The organism is Cupriavidus sp. 01L46 (assembly GCF_056399905.1).
In genome coordinates, this window is sequence record NZ_JBFTSF010000103.1 from 1 (window position 1) to 19,903 (window position 19,903).

The following is a 19,903-nucleotide window of genomic DNA, read 5'->3' on the forward strand; positions in this document are numbered from 1 at the left end:
CCGTTGCTGCTGCTGCACTACATCACCCATGACCTGAACCATGCCACCGGTGCCGCCCAGCGCGTGCAGGCGCTGCTGGAGACGCCTGTGCTGGAGCAGCCGGCGCCCGACAGGCGGCAGTTGCCCACGGGCACCGAAATCCGCGTCGAGCACGTCGGCTACGCCTACGACGCGCAGAACATGGTGCTGTCGGACATCAGCTTCACCCTCAAGCCCGGCACGGTGACCGCCATCGTCGGCGCGTCCGGTGCTGGCAAATCGACCCTGGCCCGGCTGCTGCTGCGTTTCTTCGACCCGACCGACGGGCGCATCACGCTCGGCGGCGTGGATTTGAGGCATATCGAGACTTCGGATTTGTACCAGCGCATCGGTTTCGTGCTGCAGGAGGTGCGCCTCATCCATGCCAGCCTACGCGAGAACATCGCGCTGGGCCGGCCCTCGGCCAGCCAGCAGGAGATCGAGGACGCCGCGCGCGCCGCGAACATTCATGAGCGCATCCTGGGCCTGCCGCGCGGCTACGACTCGATGATAGGCGAGGACGCGCTGCTCTCCGGTGGCGAGCAGCAACGCGTGAGCATCGCGCGTGCCGTGCTGCTCGATCCGTCCGTGCTCGTGCTCGACGAAGCCACCGCGGCCGCCGACGCCGAGAACGAGGTGGCGATCCAGGACGCGCTGTCGCGCTTCGCGCAAGGCCGCACGCTGCTGATCATTGCACACCGGCTCGACACGGTGATGCACGCCGACCACATCATCGTGATCGAGAACGGCACGATCCACGAGCAAGGCCGCCACGCCGAGCTGATCGCGCGCAAAGGCCGCTATGCGCGGCTATGGACGCTGGGCGGCCATGAAGAACCCCAGGAGCTGGCGGTGCCGTCATGCTGAAAACCTTCATTCAACTGCTGGGCGACGATGCGCCCGTCTTCCGCCGCTACGCCTGGATGGCCGTGTTCTATGGCCTGCTCAGCGGGCTGACCATCACCACGCTGGTGCCCATTCTCAGCCGCCTTCTGGCCGGCGATACGCGCGGCGCGGCGCTGTGGCTCATTGTGCTGCTGGCCGGCATGACGGCCAGCTGGGGTTGGCGGCGCAAGGTGGAGAAGGCCGGCGTGCGCGTGGGTGTTGCCGTCCTGCAGGGCGCGCGCCAGCGGATCGGCGACCACGTTGCGCGCCTGCCCGTCGGCTGGTTCACCCCGGAGAACAGCGCCCGGCTTGGCCATGTCATCACAAACGGCATGATGGCAGTGGCCCAGCTTCCCGCACACGTGCTCACGCCGGTAATCAGCGGCGCCGTGACACCGATGGTGATCGTGGCCGCGCTGTTCGCGCGGCACTGGCTGATGGGCCTGATCGCGCTGGTGGCGCTGCCGATCTTGATCGGCGCGTTCCTTTTCGCCGCTCGCCTGGGCCGGCGCGCCGACCACACCTTCCATCGCCACTTCGCCCACAGCAGCCAGCGCATGGTCGAGTTCGCCCAGGCCCAGTCGGTACTGCGCGCGTTCAACGGTGGAGGCGGCAGCACGCGCTTGCTTGAACAGGCCATCGACCAGCAACGCCACGCCGGCACGCGGCTGATCTGTCAGTCGGCGGCGTCCACGGCGCTCAACGCCTGGGTCGTGCAGGCCGTCTTCGCCGCGTTGCTGATCGCCGCCGTGTCGTGGCTCAACGCTTACCTGGGCGGTGCGCGGGAAGCGGACTCGGTCGTTGCCGTCATCGTGGCGCTGCTGCTGGCCAACCGCTACATCGATCCGCTGCTGGACGTGGCCGGCTATGGCGAGGTCCTGCGCGGCGCGCGCGGCCAGCTCGACGCGGCGCGCGAGATCCTTGCGGTCAAGCCCTTGCCGGAACCGGACCAGCCGCAGGCACCGCGTGATGCGTCGATCGCGCTGCGCGAGGTGAGCTTCCGCTACGCACCGGATCAGCCCGATGTGCTGAAGGGCGTGAACCTGCGCATCGAGCCGGGCAGCATGACCGCGCTGATTGGCGCCTCCGGGTCGGGCAAGACCACTCTGGTGCGGCTGATCGCGCGCTTCTTCGATGTGAGCCAGGGCAGCGTACTTGTCGGTGGCGTGGACGTGCGGCAGATGTCCAACGCGCAGTTGGCCGGCCAGATCAGTCAGATCTTCCAGGACAACTACCTGTTTGCGGGCAGCATTGCCGACAACATCCGCATCGGCAAGCCCAATGCCACCGATGGCGAGATCATGGAGGCTGCGCGGCAGGCCGGCGTGGCCGAGATCATCGAGCGCCTGCCGCAGGGCATCGACACCCCGGTCGGCGAAGGCGGCGCACGCCTGTCGGGCGGCGAGCGCCAACGCATCGCCATCGCCCGCGCGCTGATCAAGGACGCGCCCATCCTGCTGGTGGACGAAGCCACCGCCGCGCTGGATKCGGAGAACCAGGCCGCCATCGCCGAGGCGCTGGCGCGTCTGCGCGGCAAGCGCACGCTGATCGTCATCGCGCACCAACTCTCGACGGTGGCAATGGCCGACCAGATCGTGGTGCTCGATGGCGGCAAGGTCGTCGAGCAGGGTTCGCCCGCGCCGTTGCGCGCGAGCCAGGGGCGCTACGCGCACTTCCTGGCCCAGCGCCGGGCCGCCAGAGGCTGGCGTATCGCGGCGGCGTCGAACGGAGACCGCTGCTGATGCGCGCACGTTGGTTTGGGTTGTTTGCCATCCTCTGCGGCGCCTCGCTGCTGGTCGGCGCCCGGCAGATGGCATGGTCGCAGGTGTTCTCGCTGTCGGGCGATGCCTGGCTGACGGTGACAGCCAGCCGCCTGCCCCGCTTGACGGCGCTTGTCCTGACCGGCGCAGGCCTGTCCGTCTGCGGCGTGATCCTTCAGCAGATCGTGCGCAACAGGTTCGTCGAACCGGCCACCTCGGGCGGACTGGATGCGGCCAAGCTCGGCATCCTGGTGTCGATGACGCTGGCGCCCGCCGCCGGCACGATGGGCCGGATGCTGTTCGCGCTGGTCTTCTGCTTCGCCGCGAGCCTGGTCTATGTGGCGATCATCCGCCGCATCAAGTTCAAGAACACCGTTCTCGTGCCGGTCATCGGCCTCATGTACGGCAGCGTGCTGAGTGCCGTGGCCGAGTTCTACGCCTACCGCTACAACATCCTGCAGAGCATGCAGGGCTGGCTGCTCGGCGATTTCTCCAAGGTCGTCCAGGGCAACTACGAGATCATCTACCTGATCCTGCCGATCGTCGCGCTCACCTACCTGTATGCGCACCGCTTCACGGTGCTCGGCATGGGCGAAGGCATGGCCACCAGCCTGGGGCTGAGCTATTCGGCAACGGCGGCGCTGGGCCTGATGCTGGTGGCGGTCACCGTGTCCGCCACGGTCATCACCGCCGGCGCGATCCCCTTCGTCGGGCTGGTCATCCCCAACCTGGTCGCGCTGCATTACGGCGACAACCTAGGCCGCACGCTGCCCATCGTCGCTCTGGGCGGCGCGTCGCTGCTGCTGGCCTGCGACATTCTCGGCCGCCTGCTCATCTACCCGTTCGAGGTGCCCATCGGCCTGACCGCAGGCGGCGTGGGCGGCGTGCTGTTCCTGGTGCTCATCATCTGGAGGAAGCAATGAGGCGCGCTGCCCCCCGATATGCCCTCTGGATGGTGGTCATCGCCTTGGCCGCGGCTTTCGTCCTCGTGCGGTCCGGATTCGACCTCGACTACGTCATTCCCAAACGGCTCGCCCGGCTGGCCGCCATCGTCATCGGCGGCATCTGCGTCGCCTTCTCCTCGATCACGTTCCAGACCATCGCGGGCAACCGGATTCTGACGCCGGCGATCATGGGGTACGAGGCGGTCTATCTGCTGTTGCAGGCGCTGCTGATCCTGGCCATGGGCACGCATGGCCAGGTGGTACTCGGCCAGAGCGGCAACTTCTTCCTCTGCATCCTGTTGATGCTCGCCTATTCGTGGGCCATCCATCGGTGGCTTTTGCGCAACGGCAGGTACAACGTGTATTTCCTGCTGCTGCTGGGACTCGTGCTGACCATGGTGATCGGCACTGTCACGCAATTCGTCCAGCTCAGGATCAGCCCGGGCGAGTTCGCCGTTCTCCAGGGCTTTGGCTACGCATCCTTCAACAGGGCACAACCCGAGCAGTTGCTCTATTCGGCTCTTCTGGTCGCGGCCGTGTGCCTGCCAGGGCTGAAGACCCTGCCGATCCTCGACGTGCTCTCGCTGGGCCGCGACCAGGCCATTTCCCTTGGGGTCGACTACCAGCGGTACGTGAGGCTCTACTTCGCGCTGATCGCGGCTCTCGTGGCGGTCTCGACCAGCCTGCTCGGGCCCACGGCCTTCATGGGGATCTTCGTGGCGAACATCGCCTATGCGATGGCCCGGACTTCCAGGCATCGGGTCACGCTGCCCATAGGCTGCGCGATCGCCATCGGCATCTTCATCGTGGCCCAGCTCCTGGTCGAACACGTTTTCAACTACAAGACCACCGTCAGCATTCTCGTCAACCTGGTGTGTGGCGCGTATTTCCTCGCGCTGATGGTTCGCACCCGAGGCACCGCATGATCACCGTTCACAACCTTCACAAGGCCTACGGCGCCAAGACCGTCCTATCCGGCGTCAGCGCGCAATTCCCGGCGCAGCGCGTGACTTCTCTCATCGGCCCCAACGGCGCAGGCAAAACGACGCTGCTGCTGACGATCGCGCGCCTGCTGGAGCCGACCCAGGGCGACATCCTGATCGGGGATCGCAAGGTTTCCAGCATCCGCATCAGCGAATACGCTAAGCACGTCGCCACCTTGCGCCAGGCGCCGGACTTCAACCTGCGCCTGACGGTCGAGGAACTCGTCGCGTTCGGGCGCTTCCCCTACAGCCGCGGCGCGMTTACCCCCGAGGACCACGACGCGATCGACGAGGCCATCGCGTTCCTGTCGCTGGAAGCACTGCGCGGAGCCTACATCGACGAACTCAGCGGAGGGCAGCGCCAGATGGCYTTCCTGGCGATGACCATTGCCCAGCAGACGAACGTTCTGCTGCTGGACGAGCCACTCAACAACCTCGACATGAAGCATGCCGTGCAGATCATGCGCGCGCTTCGCCGCCTGTGTGACGAACACGGGCGCACCGTGATCCTGGTGATCCATGACATCAATTTCGCTGCCAACTACTCGGATCACATCGTCGCATTGAAGGGCGGAATGGTCCGCTTCTGCGGCCCCGTCGTGGAGGCCGTGACCGAGACACGGCTGCAGGAACTGTATGGACTGGACTTCGAGATCGTGCGCAGCGATCGAGGATGCGTGTGCAACTACTTCAATCCATCAGGAGAACTGAAATGACCCGGAATCACAGAAACAGGCGTTGGGCGTTAGCCCTGCTGATGGCCGCGACCGTCGCGGTGCAGGGGTGCGGCCAGAAACCAGCCGAACCGCCAGGGGCAGCCGCACAGCCCGCTTCTGCCGGCCGGTCCCCGCAGGAAGCGTTCGCGCCCGTCACGGTTCAGCACAAGCTGGGAACGACCGTCGTCGAGCGCCTTCCGCAACGCGCGGTCGCCCTCGACATGAATGAAGTCGATTTCCTCGACCAACTGGGTGTCCCTGTCGTCGGCATGCCGAAGGATTTCGTCCCGCACTTCCTCGCCAGGTACAAGGACGCTCCGGACGTTCAGGATCTGGGCTCGATCGTTCAGCCCAATCTGGAGCGGGTTCATGCGGCCAGGCCTGAACTGATCCTGATGACCTCGCTCCAGGCGAACCACTACAAGGAATTGAGCGAGATCGCTCCGACGATTCACTTCGATGTGGACTACCGGGATAGCCAGGCCAAGCACATCGAGGTCATCAAGGACCACCTCATGACCCTGGGGCGAATCTTTGGCAAGGAAGGCCTCGCCCGCCAGAAAGCGGCTGAGCTGGACGCCAAGGTCGAGGAGGCCAGGCGCACGACCCAGGGCCGTCTCGAGAAGGCGCTTGTCGTTCTGCACAACAACGGCGCCTTCAGTTCCTTTGGCGTGCATTCCCGTTACGGGTTCGTCTTCAATGCCCTGGGCGTGAAACCGGCTAGCCCGACTGCCGAGACCGGCCTGCATGGCCAGCCGATTTCCAGCGAATTCATCCAGCAGGCCAACCCCGACATCCTCTTCGTGGTGGACCGGACGGCCGTGATGGAGCGCCGTCCGGTCATGGATGCCGGGAGCATGGGCAACCCGCTGCTGCGCCAGACCAACGCCTGGAAGAACGGCCGTGTGGTCTTCGTCGATGCTGAAGCTTGGTACGTCACCGCCGCCAGCCCGACCTCCTTGAAGCTCGTGATCGACGACGTCATCAAGGGCTATCAGCACTGATTTGTTCCGGGGCTTGTCGCTAGCCCCAAGCCAAAAACGTAATKATTCGTATTCGTTATCACTTTCTCACTCGCAAGACGTGCTGAGAACCAACCCAATCTCAACTGAATCAACGGAAAAGAGCTTGTCATGACCAAACGTCACCCTCGCATCGCGCGACCTGCACAGCAGGCGGTGCGCCCCCATCCCGCCTTTGCCCTGAACCGCGCCACCGCTGCCGCCGTGCCGACGGTGCTGCTGCTGGGGCTGAGCGCGGGCGCCCTGGCCCTGGCCGCCACGCCGGCACTTGCACAAAGCACCGGCCAGGCAGTGGATGCCCGGAGCCGCTTCAACGTGCCGGCCGGCCCGCTGGGCGAGGCGCTCAATGCCTATGCCGCTGCGGCGGGTGTCGCACTGACCGTGGATGAGAGCCTGCTCCAAGGCAAGATCAGCCAGGGGCTGTCCGGCAGCTACAGCGTGCGCGAGGGCTTCACCGAACTGCTAGGCGGGTACGGACTGCAGGCAGTGCGCGAGGCCAACGGCCGCTACACGCTAAGCCGGACGGCCCAACCGACGCAAAGCCCAGCCGCAGAGAGCGGGGTGACGTTGCCGGTGGTGACGGTACAGGCGAGCTCAGCGATCGACGCCTACGCCGGCGGGCAGGTGGCGTCCGGCAGCCGCGTGGGGCTGCTGGGCGACAAGGATTTCATGGAAACGCCGTTTTCCACCATCAGCTATACGGACAAGTTCATCGAAGACCGGCAGGCCAAGGACATTACCGGCGTGATTGCCGCCACCGATCCCACGGTGTTCAGCAACGGCGTCACCGGCGCCTGGAGCGAGAACTACTCCATCCGCGGCTTCGCCTCCAACACCAGCGATATCTCCATCGGCGGCCTGTTCGGCATGGCGCCGTACTACCGCACCACCCCCGAAATGTTCGAGCGCATCGAGGTATTGAAAGGCCCATCGGCCCTGCTCAACGGCATGCCTCCGGGCGGCTCGGTAGGCGGCACCGTCAATCTGGTGCCCAAGCGCGCGGGCGATGAGCCGCTGACGCGACTGACGGCGACCTACATGTCCAACGCGCAGTTCGGCGGACATGTGGACCTTGGGCGGCGCTTTGGTGAGAACAAGCAGTTCGGCATCCGCTTCAATGGGGTCTATCGGGATGGAGAGGGGGCGGTCGACCGGCAGGAAAAGAAAACCCGGTTCGCGTCCCTCGGGCTGGACTGGCGGGGCGAGCGTGCTCGCGTCTCTGCCGACCTCTACAGCAGCGATGATCGCGTGGACGGCGTGACCCGAGGCATCAATCTGGCCCCCGGCGTGGCAGTGCCCAAGCCACCCAGGCCCGAAACCCTGCTGAACCMGGATTGGTCCTTCGTCAACACCAAGGACAAGGGTGTGATCGTCCGCGGCGAATTCGACGTGAGCGAACAACTGACGGCCTATGCAGCCTTCGGCACCAGCAAGACCAACTACAAGTACAACGGTGCCGTATCGGCGCAGGTGCTCAACGCGGCGGGCGACTTCCGAACCACCATGGGTCAACTGGCCTTCGATATTGAAAAGACATCGGGGGAAGTTGGATTGAAGGGCAAGTTCCGAACCGGCAGCGTCAAGCATCAATGGGCGTTAAACGTCACGCGCTACTCGGACACCGAAAGGGAYTATGGCCGCAGATYGGTCCCGGGCGCGGACTGGACCACCAACATCTACAACCCGGTCTGGGGGCCAGCCGCCGGCATGCTTTGGCCGCCGACCCTCCACACGGAAACGCGCCTGACCAGCTACGGCGTAGCGGACACCCTGTCTTTTGCACAGGACAGGGTGCAACTGACGCTGGGCGTGCGTCACCAGGAAGCGCTCACCGATACCTTCAGCCTCACGACCGGGGCGCGCAGTGCCCGCTATGACGCAAGCGCCGTGACGCCTGCGGCCGCGCTGCTGGTCAAGGCCACTGACCATATATCCGTGTACGGCAATTATATTGAAGGGCTGAGCAAGGGCCAGACCGCGCCGGCAACAGCCGCCAATGCGGGAGAGCTGTTTCCGCCGGCCAAGACCAAGCAGAAGGAAGTGGGCCTCAAGCTCGACCTCGGCGAATTCGCCCACACGGTCAGCTTGTATGAAATCAAGCGGCCAAGCAGCTATACCGACATTTCCACCAACGTCTTTTCCTTTGGCGGAGAGCAGCGCAACCGGGGTGTCGAGTGGGGCTTCTTCGGCTCGCCGCTGCGCGGCGTGCGCTTGATGGGTGGCATCGCCTATGTGGACCCCAAGCTCACCAAGACCGCCGGTGGCGTCAACCAGGGCAAGCAGGCAACCGGGGTGCCCAAGCTGCAAGGCAAGCTGGGCGTGGAGTGGGACACCTCCACCGTGCCGGGCTTGACGCTGACCGCCAATGCGACCGCTGTATCCAAGCAATACATCAGCGCCGACAACTCGCTGTCGGTGCCGGGGTACACCGTGTATGACCTGGGCACACGCTATGCCACCAAGATCTCCAGCCATCCGCTGACCGTGCGGGCCAGTGTCTACAACGTGACCAACAAGGCCTATTGGGGAATGCCGCTGTTGTCCAGTCTGGCCCTGGGCGCCCCGCGCACCTTCATGCTCTCGGCCACAATGGACTTCTGAAGCCAATCATCACCGCCGGCGTCTTGTCGACGGCTCCTTCTTGCTGCGACAAAGCCCTCCATTGCCTTGCCGAATCCGCCAGTGCTTGTCGCGGACTTCCACATCTGCCTTCCGCATCTTGCTCGTGGGCCTGCGCTCCTGACCCACCGGGCCACGCATTCCGGACACCTTTCCAAGTGACGGGATGATTGGGTTAGCGCCCCCCCGGCGCGAACCCATACCCTTGCTGCGCACGGTGCAAGGACCGTGCAAGAACCATATCGTCAAACAGGACGGAACAGCGAGGAGAAACGCATGAAAAGAATGGGAACACTCTTGGTAGTGGCGGTGGCAACGATGCCGGGCATAGCGGCGGCACAATCGGGGGTAACCATCTATGGCGTAGCCGATCTCTACACCGAATATGTCAAGTCCGGGGCAAATCATGCCGCGCGGCTCGAGGACGGCGGGCTGTATCAATCGCGGTGGGGCTTGCGGGGCAAGGAGGAACTGGCGCCGGGACTGTCCACGGTATTCACGCTGGAGACTGGACTTGCACTGGACAGTGGCACCGCCCAGCAGGGAGGACGCCTGTTTGGCCGCCAGGCCTGGGTCGGCCTGAGCAGCAACAACTGGGGCGCGCTGACGTTTGGCCGGCAGAACACGCCGATCTACTACATCGAGGGGCAGGCGTCGGCCTTTGGCTTCTCGCCGTATGGCCCGCTCGGTCGCCTGCAGAACGGCGGCCCCGCGGGCAGCAGCCTGACCGCGCGCGCGGACAATTCCATTCGGTACGAGAGTCCCGAACTTGGCGGGCTGCAGGGCAGTGCGATCTACTCATTCGGCGCCGAGCGGACCAGCGCGCCACGCGATGCCGACCGGCTGGCAGCCTTGGCGCTAACCTATGCACGCGGACCGCTCTGGCTGGGCCTTGCCTATGAACGTACCTACAGCATCAACGCGGTAGCGAATGGCGACCGCGACGAGCGCGCGATCGGCGCCACGTATGAATTCCCGTGGGTGAAGGTGTTCGCCAATGTCCGCCAGGCCACACGATGGGTGCCAGGCCAGGCGACGCTGAAGGACCGCGGTTTCCATGTCGGCACGACTATTCCCGTGGGAGGCGCCGGACTGGTGCTGGTGGCATATGGCATGCAGCAATCGGTCGGCACGCCGAATCGTGGCCAGCAGATGTCGATCGGCTATCAGTACTCGCTGTCCAAGCGTACAACGCTCTATGCCAACGCCAGTAAGATCTGGAACACGAACGGGGCCAACTACACGTTTTCGAACCTCCCCAATGAGGTCACGGCAAGCAGCGTGTCCAACCCGCGCGGGGTCATGATGGGCATGCGCCATCTATTCTGATGTGCGCACGTCAGCGTACGCCACCCGGTCGCCATCGTCGGCCAGAGGCCGGTGCGTCGTAATCTCGTCATGCATAGGAGGATCCATGAAACGCTCTACCTTCGTAGTGGCCTTCGGGCTGCATCTGTTCTGCGCGTCGATCGCATCCGCGGCCGTCGTACAGGTGCAGACCCTTGGCGCGGACACCGCGGTGCGGCTGACCGATGCCGCCAAACGGTTTGCCGAGGACCGAAAACTTGCCGTCAGCATCGTCGTGGTCGACGTTTCCGGCCACTTTCTCAGCGGCGTGAGAATGGATGGCGCCCCGTTTGCGACCTTTGATGTCGCGCGCGGCAAGGCCATCGCTTCGGCGGCAACGGGAGGCGCGTCCGGCGCCGAACTCGTGAAGCGCTATCAGGCCAATCCCATCGTCTTTGGCCAGATGAGTTCGCTGGTGTATGGCGGCCCCGTCTTTCCGTCGCAGGGTTCACTGGGCATCTACGTCGGTGGCCGCCTGGTCGGGGCCGTCGGCGTCAGCGGGGGGCCATCGGACATGGACGAGGAGATCGGGCGCCGCGGCGTGGTCGCGATCGGTGCGGCCGAGGCGCCCTGAGTGGCGTATGGGCTATGGTGGTGCCTGCTGGTGGTCGACACCGGCAGGCGCTCCGCATTGGCACTTCAGGATGTCAGCGTTCGCTGCGGGCCTGGATGTCCGTCAGGAAGCGCTCGATCCGCGTGATGAGGTCCACCGGTGTCTCGTCCATCGGATAGTGTCCCGCGTTGCGGATCACGTCGATGGCCAGGTCGCGGAATGCTTTGCCGTACGTCTGCTCCATGACGTCAGCAGTCAGCGACGGGTCGTGCTCACCAACCAGCAGCAGTGTGGGAACACGGATGCCGGCAATTTCAGCAGAGAAATCGGTGTCGGCCCATGCCCGGAAGTAGGCGGCGAACGCGTCGGCATCGGCATGCAGCGTCGAGGCTTGAACCAATTTTTCCACCCAGTACCGGCTCAGGCGTTTGCCCGTGGCATTGTCCACGATAGCAATTCTTGCCGCTAAATCGTCAGCGGCACGTTCGAACAGCGAGCGTGTCGGCTCGTCGAACGGCACGCGCGTCGGCGGCACAGGCGTGACGCCGACCATGGCCTTGACACGTGCGGGGGCCAGCATGGCGACAGCCTGCATGGCCTTTCCTCCCATGGAGTGTCCGATCAGCGAGAAACGTTGCCATCCCAATTCGTCACCAAGCGCCAGCACGTCGGCGGCGATCTCCTGCATGTCGAATCTGCCCTGGATCCCTCGCCGGGCACCATAGCCTCGATAGTCGATGAAGGCGTAGGTGAAGCGGTCACCGTCGAGCACGTCCACAACAGGCCCCCATCCACGCGCATGGCCAAACCAGCCGTGCAAGGCGATGACATGGTGTGGGCCGTTGCCGATGGTGACCACGGTGCCGTTTTGCTGGTAATGCATTGGTTTTCTCCGGTCGTCGATGTTTCGCCGCATATTGCACGACGAACCGCGGCGTCGGCGGAGCCCCTGTCAAGTTCTTGGACAATCCGGTAAGTAGACGCCGCGCGGCATCAGGCGATCGTTTGCCGGCATACCGATACCGCAGAACGGAGGACGTATTGGTAAACGGCTCCCCAAATGGGCAAGCGTCTTGTTTCCAGATCCGTAGAGTGTGAGCCTGGGCTGACCCGATCGCCCACGCCTCGCGATTCACCAGGAGACAAGAGTCAATGCAAAGCCGGAAGCGTCCATCGTTCCTCACCGCCCCTCAGCGGGTGGCCACATTTGCCGCCATCACTGCGGCCATCAGCGCCGCACTGGCCGTGGCACTCGCAGGCCTGCGGCCCGGAGCCGCCAACGCAGCGGAAGCGGACACAAGCACACAGGCCAATTGGAAGCCTTCGAAGCCTATCGTCTTCATCGTGCCGTTCCCGCCGGCAGGCATCAACGATGTACTGGCCAGGGCCGTGGCGCAACGCCTGTCGAAGGCGCTGGGACAACCTGTCGTGGTGGAGAACCGACCGGGCGCCAGCGGCAATATCGGCGCGGAGGCGCTCGTGCGCGCGGCGCCGGACGGCCATACGATCGGCATCCTGAACAGCATCCACGCGGTCAACGCCGCTTTCTACCGCAAGCTGCCCTACGACGTGACGCGCGACGTGGTACCCGTGGCGCCACTGGGCGAGTCGCCGCTTGTACTGGTTACGAATCCGCAGACGCCATACAAGTCCGTCACCGAACTGATTGCCTACGCCAAGGCGAATCCTGGCAAGGTCAACTACGGTGGCCCGACCAGCTATCCACTCGAAATGATCAAGACGATGGCCGGTGTCGACATCACCAATATCCCCTACAAGGGCAGCGGCCCAACGATCAACGATATGATCGCCGGACACATCGACCTGGCGACGGGCCCGCTGCTGGAGTACATGCCCCATGTGAACGCCGGCAAGCTGAGGCTGCTGGCCGTCGGTACCGCGAGCCGGCTCCAGGGCCTGCCCAACGTGCCGACGGTGGCCGAGAGCATTCCCGGGTACGACATTACCGTCTGGTATGGCGTGTTCGCCCCCAAGGGCACGCCGGCGCCGGTGACCGAGCGGCTGCGCAGCGAGGTCCGCGCCATCATGAACGATGCCGAGATCCGCGCCAGGCTGGCCGGCCTGAGCATTGACACCGCCTTCAGCCAGACCGGCGTGACCGGCCTGACCAGCCGTCTGAGCAGCGAAACGCGGCGCGCGCACCAGATCGTCACCAAGACCGGCGGCTACCTGAACTAGATCGGGCATTGCCTTGTTGTGAGGATTCCAACGTGAAACATCCCATGGAGCGCCGCCGGCTGTCTGCCCGCTTGCTCGCGTTGTGCACGCTGGCCGTGCCTGCGCTGGCGCAGCCCGCATCGGAGGCAGGCGAAGCGCGGCCCGCGCGGCTGATCGTCGAGCAAGTCTGCGCGGCATGCCACGGCAATACCGGCCAGAGCACGCAGAAGGAATACCCCAGCCTGGCGGGTCAGAACGAAGACTACCTGTTCAAGCAGTTGAGGCAGTTCAAGGCCGGAGCCGGCGAGCCGGCACTGCGCCAGGACGCCACGATGGCTGCCGTGGTGCAAAGCATGAGCGAAATGGAGATGCGCGAAGTGGCTCGCTACTTTAGCCGCCAGGCACCCGCGCGCGGACAGGCCGCCCTGCCGCACTTGGTCGGGGCTGGCATGGCCATCTATTGGAAGGGCAATTCGTCCAATCACCTGCCGGCCTGTGTGACATGCCATCGGCCAAATGGGGAAGGCATCGCGCCCGACTTTCCGCGCATTGCCGGCCAGCAGCCGGAATACGTGGCCAGGCAGCTCCACGCGTGGAAATCCGGCACGCGTGGCGGTCCCGGCAAGCTGATGAGCCTGCTTGTGCCGTTGATGACGGACGAAGAGATCCTCGCAGTTGCGCAGTACGTCGCGCAACTGCGCTGATGTGCTGCATCTTGCCGTCCAGCGCAGTGGTGCCGCCGACGGCCCAATCAAAAGGAACAAAAACGATGATGATCGACAGGAGACATTGGCTGAAGGCTGCAGGTGCCCTCGGCCTGGGAGCCGCATCGCTGCGGGCAGCAGCGCAGGCGACGTCGGGGCCGGGCGCACCGGTTGCCGAACCGGGTGCAGTTCCACTCCCCGCAATCAAACCGGGCAAGATCCACCGCATCGAGTCCGCTACGGACACCGTGCACGTCGGCATTCTCGACCCCAAGGCAGCGCCGGCCGCCAGCATCGAGTCGGGCGATCTCGTGATGTATCCCAATACCTGGGTTAACTGGGCCAACGGCGCCTCGTACGGCATGAGCTACGAGGATCGCGAACCCGTGCGCAAGCGATTTCCGCAAGGGCCATACTCGAACGTCGGGCCCGTGGAACTACGCGGGGCGATGCCCGGCGACGTGGTGGAGTGCCGGATGGTCAAGTTGCGTCCGATCGGCTGGGGATGGAACTCCGCACCCAAAGGGGTCGGTGCACTGCCTAACGACTTTCCAAAGCCGTACCTGCGCTATTTCAAATTCGACGAGAGCCGGCAGTACACCGAGTTCGCGCCGGGCATCCGCATCAAGCTGGCGCCGTTCCAGGGCGTGATGGCGGTGCAGCCCGCCGGCGACGAACCGGTCAGCGCTATCCTCAGCGGCCGGTATGGCGGCAATCTCGTGTTGCGCGAGCTGGTCGAGGGTACGTCGCTGTTCCTGCCGGTCCAACGGCCGGGCGCGATGATCTGGACAGGCGATTCGCATGCCGCCCAAGGCGACGGTGTGGTCAATCAGACCGCCATCGAAACCGCGATGGAGGACATGCAGATCCAGTATTTCCTGCACAAGCAGCGGCCCTTGTCCTTGCCGATGGCTGAGACGCCCAGCCACTGGATCATTCTTGGCTTCGGCAACAATCTCGACGAGGCGCTGGTCGCCTGCCTGCGGCAGATGCTCAACTGGGTGAGTGCTGCGACCGGCATGGATCCTCAGGACGTGTACTCGCTCGCTAGCATTACCTCGGGATTCCGCATCACCCAGTACTCCAACCAGACGGCCAGCAACTACACGTCGATCCCGGCCAAGACTGTGCACGGCATGCTGCCCAAGGCGGTATTCGACGCGGTGATCCAGGACAAGCTGTCGCGCTCGCTGCGCGGTTGACGGCAGTTGACGGTAATGGGCGCCGGGCGGCGTCGGGCGCCTCAGTCGCCGTGTGCGCCGCCCGGCATGCCGATGCGGCGAAACTCCGACGGGCTAAGCCCCAAGTGTTGGACGAAAAAGCGCGTGAAGTGTCCTTGCGCGCTGAATCCGAGTTGGTCTGCTACGTCCCCGATGCTGGCATGCCGTTCTGCCAGCAGCCGTGTGGCGATGCCGATCCGGATCCAGTCGAGGTATTGCTGCGGCGAAATGCCCATGCACGCCTTGAATTGGTGGAAGAGCCGGCTGCGGGACATGCCCACCGCGCTGGCGACCGTCTCCACGTTGGGATTTTCCCCCGCGTGGCTGCGTATGTACTCGGTCGCGCGCTTGATCCGATAGTCCAGCGGCCTGGTGTTTGCCAGCACTTCGGTCATGGACCGCCGCTGAAGATGGCAGGCCGACACCCTGCGTGCCAGTTCCGCGACGGCGGCCTCGCAATCTACCGAGCCAATCGCCGAATCGTCAGCCAGGTCCCGGGCCAGGCAGGTACCCAACTCTGTCAATGATGCGACGGTATCCGCATCCATGCGCACCAGCGTTTTGCCAAAGCGCAGGCCGCTGGCAGGATTGTCGACGCCGAGCGTGCGTCCTAGCCATTCCGGCTCCAGCAGCAAGGCGAGTAGCAGCGAGGGCGAGCCCTCCTTGGCGCTCTTCGCATGCGTCGACCAGGGATTGATCAGCAGTGCGCAGCCGTCGGTCAGCGTCTGCGCGTGGCCGTCGATCTTGAATGTCGCATCTGTGCCGCCAAACTTGAAGATCAGATGGAACTCCGCATGGGCATGCGCGACGAGCGGCCCCGATATCCGATGGAGGGTGGCACGGCCGAAGCTGCCGTGGACGATGCGTAGCTGGCGGTCATTTGCCATTCAGGGTGTCTCCTCATCAATGTCTTGGGGGAATCGTGCGCACGCGCGGCAGGCCGTGGAGTCAGGCCTCGCCTTGCGCCAACCTAGTGCTCGACCAAAACACGCCGACAAGCCACTCGATCCCCCAGTCTTGCAAACGTTTGCAATGAGTTGGAATTATGTCATCTGTCTGGCAGTCGTCAAGGGGGGAGAAGTCTCTGTTGATTTGGCCAAAAGTGAGGCAAGGGCTACACGGAGACGAAGGGAAGGGGACTGTCGATGATCCAAGCGTCGAATACGCGCATTTGAATGTGACCTCCCGGGCATGCTACTCCCAAGGAACGTGAATGCCCGCCTGGCTGGCAAGTTCCTCCAGCGCGGCAGCAGTGACAGCCGCCAAGGCAATCCCGCTCACGCCCCGCTCCCGGGATTCGGCGTAGCCGCGTTCCCCCGGCAGCCGAGGAGGGCCTTCGATAGACGCCGGCAGATTGTGGATGGCCTGCGCGAGCTCGGTCAGCTGCGCTTGAAACATGGAGGGGTCCAGCACCTGAGCGATATCGATCACGAGCATCCACGCGTTCTGCGTGTGGCGATGAACGGCAGGGGAAGCCAGCAGCGCGGGTGCCAGGATCGGATGGTTGGTCAGCAGGCTGCAGGCGATCTCGGCCATCAGCGCGAGGCCCGAGCCTTTCGGGCCGCCCAGTGGCAGCGGCGTTGCCGCCTGATGGGCGTCCGTGGTGGGGTTACCCATGGCATCGATGGCCCAGCCCGGCTCGAGCGGCCGGCCGGCTGCCCGAGCCTGCATCAGTTTGCCGAAGGCAACCGCGCCCGAAGCCATGTCGAACACGATCGGCTCGCTGAGGCCAGKGCAGGCCATGGACAGCGGAGCCGTCGAGACGCCTGCTACCGAGGCGCCATGGTAGGCCATCAACGGTCCCGACGCGGCCATCGCCATGGCAAACATGCCCGCACTGGCCACATGAGCGGTGTGAAAGCCGAGCGCGCCGGTATGCGTTGTCTGCCGCAAGAGCACCAGGCTGGCCCCGGCCTGGCGCGCAGCGGCAATGGCTTGCCCGGCGGCAATGCGCATGCCCAGCGCGCCGGCGCAGCGATCCCCCTCGACCACGGTCAGCGCTGGCAGGCTGAGCACCGGGCGCGGTTGTGCCCGGCCATTCATGTCGCCCGAGGCCAGCCACGCAATGTACTGCGGGATGCGCGCTACCCCATGTCCGGGAGAACCACGCAGGTCAGCCCACACCAGGCACTGCGCCACCAGTGAGGCGCCAGGTTCGTGCAGTCCTGCCGAGGCAAGTAGCGCCTGCGCGAAGGTCTGCAGCCGGGCTGCACTGATCATCGTCGAGGGGCGCGCGGTCATGCGGCCCCCGATGGCGCCTGGCGGACCGGGAAGAACTTGACCAGCCAGTCCGTGACCAGGTTCAGGACAGCCCGGTTGTCGTCGGAGAAGATGAAATGATCGATCTCCGAGAGCAGGTGCAGTTCGGCCGGCATCCTGGCGTTGCGGAACAGCTCGATCGACTGGTCCGTCGGGGTGACCGAATCGTCCGCCGGATGCAGCAGCAGGAGCGGACGCGGGGCAATGTCACCGACCACTGCGTTCGGCCGAAAGCCCAGCATGCTTTCGACCACCTCGAACGGGAACGCCATGAAGCTTCCCGCAGGCAGATTGCTGCGCATCGCGGGGGGGATCGGCACGATGTCAAAGCGCGAGACCTGCATCGACTGGCCCATGGCCAATCGGGCACGGCCTTCTTCCACCATTGCCTCGAAGCGCTGCCATTCGCCCGGCCCGGCATGTTGCTGACGCAGCTTTACTTCCCCATCGCCCCAACCGGCCGATGAGATGCAGGCCCCGATGCGAGGGTCAACGCCAGCCGCATAGACCGCCACGGCCGCGCCGAAGCTGTGGCCCATCACGGCAATCTTGGCTGGCTCCACCTCGGAAAGGCTCTGCAAGTAGCTGACCGCGTTGCGCGTGTCGCGCACTTGGTCCTCGCACAGTACCTTGCCGCGCTCGCCTTCGCTGTTACCGCAGCCCCGCATGTCGAAGCGCAGGACCACATAACCCAGCGAAGAAAACAGGCGCGTCGCCAGCTGCACCATACCGTCATCCTTGTTGCTGCCGAACCCATGCAGCACGGCGATGGCGGGACGTCGCTCGCCGCCGGCAAGATTTGGGGGCAAATGCAGGGATCCGGCCAGGCGGAGCCCGTCGGAGTCAAATGTTACATCCGTGTGCACGCTCATTTCTCCAGGTTTAGTGACACACGATGTTCTACGAAATCCGCGGTTCTATGACTGCCCAAGAATCCACTGACTTACCCGATCGTCCGCTGACTTTGATGATKGGCGCGATTTGCGTGTCCGTCAGCACGGCGCACGATCGCGCGCAGCGGATGGGCTGCGGGAACGAAATCAGCCAGCCGCTCAGGCCTTCGCGTCCCGCGCGCCGGACGCAAGGCAGGCAGCGATGTGGTCGATCAGCGCGAGCAAGACTTGCCTGTCGAAATAGTTGTTCATCCTGTGGCTAAGGAACGCGTCGCCGGCGGAGCTGGCGACGCGTTCTCTCACCTGTGCAATCCGCTCGGCAAGATCGGGGAGGCCGGTTTGCGTCGCAGCCCGGGCAATGGCATCGGGCCAGAAACCATATGCGTCAATGCCGCAACAGCCCGCGACGCATTCCGTTTCGAGCCAGTCAAGCAAGGGCAGGATAGGGGCGAGCCACTCGTCGATGTCCACCGCGTCGTGGTACTTCCCTTCCAGGTCGATGAACGGAATCCATTTGTCTTCGCCGATGCTGATGTCGCCTTGATTTGCCATTTCCTTCGCGTGTGCCAGTAAGGGGAGAGTCGGCAAAGTGTAGCCGAGCGCCGCGCGCCAGGACCGGCTGACAAAACCATGTCACCATGTCTCCACGCCCCCGTAGGGTCGGCAACGATCATGCAGGATGCACAACCAACGGGGTATGGTAAATTCAAGGCCGCCTATTCAGGCGCGGTACCGCTCACGCGACGGCGAGCCGGCTATGCAAGCCAGATGGTGAAACAGCCGAATCAGGTGCAATCCCTATGAAAAAGATCGCAACGACCCAGGACGAATCCCCTTTGCGGCTGATCGACGCCAGGATCCAGGAACTGGACGACTGGCGGGGCAAGACGCTCTCCCATGTCCGCGCTCTCATCAAGCAGGCTGACCCTGAGGTGGCCGAGGAGTGGAAGTGGAGAGGCGTTCCGGTTTGGTCTCACGATGGACTGATCTGCACCGGCGAGACCTACAAGAGCGTTGTGAAGCTGACTTTCGCCAAGGGCGCTTCGCTCGATGACCCTTCAGGACTATTCAACGCCAGCCTGGAAGGCAACACGCGGCGCGCTATCGATTTGCATGAGGGTGACGAGATGGATGAGGATGCCTTCAAGACGCTCATACGCGCCGCTGCAGCCCTGAACAGGTCATCGGCCCGATAGCCGGATCCGGTGCCACATGCGCTGGCGCCCATCCTGGCCGTTGCAGCTACCACGGCCAGCTGCCACGGCCAGCTAGCACAGCCAGCTAGCACAGCCAGCAACTACGGCCGCTTGTCCCCTGCCGGGCTGGCAGGGCGCTGCGCTGGCAGCTTGCCGAGGATGCAATCCACCGCGCGCGTATCCGATTTGCCTTGCCCGAGCGCGCCGACGACCGAATCGCGATACTGCGCCGGCGTGATGCGCCGGTAGTAAAGCCGGGAGGTCTGGTCGAGCCAGTACACGTAGTCGCTGTTGTTCTGGCCACCGTCGGTGCGTAGCCAATCGCTGATGTTGTTGTTTCCGATCATCATGTTCGGGCAGCCTCGCTGCACGCTGTCGAGGTAGGCATTGAAGCCTTTTGCCTCGTAGTTGCGCACCGAGTCTGGCGCGCAGGCGCATAGCGCCAGGGCTGCGCAAGCGCAGGCAAGCCAGGATGCCACCCGGCGATGCCGTAGGCTGCTGCGTGTTGTCATTGCGGGGGCTGGCATATCGCTCCTATGTCCTCTCGATCAATCGATCCCTGGTTCTCTGTTTCTGTGTGCGTGAAGCCACACCCAAGGATAGAGC

19 protein-coding genes are annotated in these 19,903 nt (G+C 64.4%); 13 read left to right on the top strand and 6 right to left on the bottom strand.

What is annotated here, in order from left to right:
- The 9 genes from AC1DS3_RS19255 to AC1DS3_RS19295 all read left to right on the top strand — a co-directional run.
- Positions 1-885: ABC transporter ATP-binding protein (locus AC1DS3_RS19255; RefSeq protein ID WP_477127726.1), on the top strand; the 885-nt coding region annotated here is incomplete at its 5' end.
- Entirely contained in the window at positions 879-2,645 is a 1,767-nt protein-coding gene (locus AC1DS3_RS19260) for an ABC transporter ATP-binding protein (RefSeq protein ID WP_477127727.1), read from the top strand. The genes AC1DS3_RS19255 and AC1DS3_RS19260, both read left to right, overlap by 7 nt.
- Positions 2,645-3,586, top strand: coding sequence for an ABC transporter permease (locus AC1DS3_RS19265; RefSeq protein WP_441631291.1), 942 nt, complete (start codon positions 2,645-2,647; stop codon positions 3,584-3,586). The genes AC1DS3_RS19260 and AC1DS3_RS19265 overlap by 1 nt, the downstream gene beginning before the upstream one ends.
- Positions 3,583-4,533: an iron chelate uptake ABC transporter family permease subunit gene (locus AC1DS3_RS19270; RefSeq protein WP_441631293.1), complete on the top strand. Its 951-nt coding sequence runs from the start codon at positions 3,583-3,585 to the stop codon at positions 4,531-4,533. Before AC1DS3_RS19265 ends, AC1DS3_RS19270 begins: the two co-directional genes overlap by 4 nt.
- Positions 4,530-5,306 carry an iron ABC transporter ATP-binding protein gene (locus tag AC1DS3_RS19275; RefSeq protein WP_477127728.1) on the top strand — a complete coding sequence of 259 codons (777 nt, stop codon included), beginning with the start codon at positions 4,530-4,532 and terminating at the stop codon, positions 5,304-5,306. Before AC1DS3_RS19270 ends, AC1DS3_RS19275 begins: the two co-directional genes overlap by 4 nt.
- Positions 5,303-6,310 (top strand): siderophore ABC transporter substrate-binding protein, encoded by a 1,008-nt coding sequence (locus AC1DS3_RS19280; protein WP_441631297.1) that lies wholly within the window; start codon positions 5,303-5,305, stop codon positions 6,308-6,310. The genes AC1DS3_RS19275 and AC1DS3_RS19280 overlap by 4 nt, the downstream gene beginning before the upstream one ends.
- A gap of 129 nt (positions 6,311-6,439) precedes the next feature.
- Positions 6,440-8,929 carry a TonB-dependent siderophore receptor gene (locus AC1DS3_RS19285; protein ID WP_477127729.1) on the top strand — a complete coding sequence of 830 codons (2,490 nt, stop codon included), beginning with the start codon at positions 6,440-6,442 and terminating at the stop codon, positions 8,927-8,929.
- 294 nt (positions 8,930-9,223) lie between these two features.
- A complete protein-coding gene (locus AC1DS3_RS19290; protein ID WP_441631301.1) occupies positions 9,224-10,276 on the top strand; it encodes a porin in 1,053 nt (350 codons plus the stop codon).
- An 85-nt stretch (positions 10,277-10,361) separates the two neighbouring features.
- Complete coding sequence (locus tag AC1DS3_RS19295; protein ID WP_441631303.1) at positions 10,362-10,868, top strand: GlcG/HbpS family heme-binding protein; 507 nt, start codon at positions 10,362-10,364, stop codon at positions 10,866-10,868.
- A gap of 73 nt (positions 10,869-10,941) precedes the next feature.
- Here AC1DS3_RS19295 and AC1DS3_RS19300 read toward each other — a convergent pair whose 3' ends face one another.
- Positions 10,942-11,730, bottom strand: coding sequence for an alpha/beta fold hydrolase (locus AC1DS3_RS19300; RefSeq protein ID WP_441631305.1), 789 nt, complete (start codon positions 11,728-11,730; stop codon positions 10,942-10,944).
- A 269-nt stretch (positions 11,731-11,999) separates the two neighbouring features.
- Between AC1DS3_RS19300 and AC1DS3_RS19305 the strand changes: the two genes are divergently transcribed.
- The 3 genes from AC1DS3_RS19305 (at position 12,000) to AC1DS3_RS19315 (ending at position 14,931) form a co-directional block, all read left to right on the top strand.
- Positions 12,000-13,046 (top strand): Bug family tripartite tricarboxylate transporter substrate binding protein, encoded by a 1,047-nt coding sequence (locus tag AC1DS3_RS19305; RefSeq protein ID WP_441631307.1) that lies wholly within the window; start codon positions 12,000-12,002, stop codon positions 13,044-13,046.
- Between the two features lie 32 nt (positions 13,047-13,078).
- Entirely contained in the window at positions 13,079-13,729 is a 651-nt protein-coding gene (locus AC1DS3_RS19310; protein WP_441631309.1) for a c-type cytochrome, read from the top strand.
- 65 nt (positions 13,730-13,794) lie between these two features.
- Positions 13,795-14,931 (top strand): acetamidase/formamidase family protein, encoded by a 1,137-nt coding sequence (locus AC1DS3_RS19315; protein ID WP_441631311.1) that lies wholly within the window; start codon positions 13,795-13,797, stop codon positions 14,929-14,931.
- A gap of 41 nt (positions 14,932-14,972) precedes the next feature.
- Here the strand turns inward: AC1DS3_RS19315 and AC1DS3_RS19320 are convergent, their stop codons facing one another.
- The 4 genes from AC1DS3_RS19320 to AC1DS3_RS19335 all read right to left on the bottom strand — a co-directional run bounded on the left by AC1DS3_RS19320 (position 14,973) and on the right by AC1DS3_RS19335 (position 18,653).
- Complete coding sequence (locus tag AC1DS3_RS19320; protein WP_441631313.1) at positions 14,973-15,836, bottom strand: helix-turn-helix transcriptional regulator; 864 nt, start codon at positions 15,834-15,836, stop codon at positions 14,973-14,975.
- 307 nt (positions 15,837-16,143) lie between these two features.
- A complete protein-coding gene (locus AC1DS3_RS19325) occupies positions 16,144-17,190 on the bottom strand; it encodes an Ldh family oxidoreductase (protein WP_477127730.1) in 1,047 nt (348 codons plus the stop codon).
- Positions 17,187-18,080 (bottom strand): alpha/beta hydrolase, encoded by an 894-nt coding sequence (locus AC1DS3_RS19330; protein WP_441631317.1) that lies wholly within the window; start codon positions 18,078-18,080, stop codon positions 17,187-17,189. Before AC1DS3_RS19330 ends, AC1DS3_RS19325 begins: the two co-directional genes overlap by 4 nt.
- Before the next feature lie 180 nt (positions 18,081-18,260).
- Entirely contained in the window at positions 18,261-18,653 is a 393-nt protein-coding gene (locus tag AC1DS3_RS19335; protein ID WP_441631319.1) for a DUF6331 family protein, read from the bottom strand.
- Between the two features lie 248 nt (positions 18,654-18,901).
- Here AC1DS3_RS19335 and AC1DS3_RS19340 point away from each other — a divergent pair, with 248 nt between their 5' ends.
- On the top strand, positions 18,902-19,297 hold the full coding sequence (locus AC1DS3_RS19340; protein WP_441631321.1) for a DUF1801 domain-containing protein: 396 nt from the start codon (positions 18,902-18,904) through the stop codon (positions 19,295-19,297).
- A gap of 101 nt (positions 19,298-19,398) precedes the next feature.
- On the opposite strand, the gene AC1DS3_RS19345 is transcribed toward AC1DS3_RS19340, so the two are convergent.
- Positions 19,399-19,809 carry a hypothetical protein gene (locus AC1DS3_RS19345; RefSeq protein WP_441631475.1) on the bottom strand — a complete coding sequence of 137 codons (411 nt, stop codon included), beginning with the start codon at positions 19,807-19,809 and terminating at the stop codon, positions 19,399-19,401.
- Between the last annotated feature and the right edge of the window lie 94 nt (positions 19,810-19,903).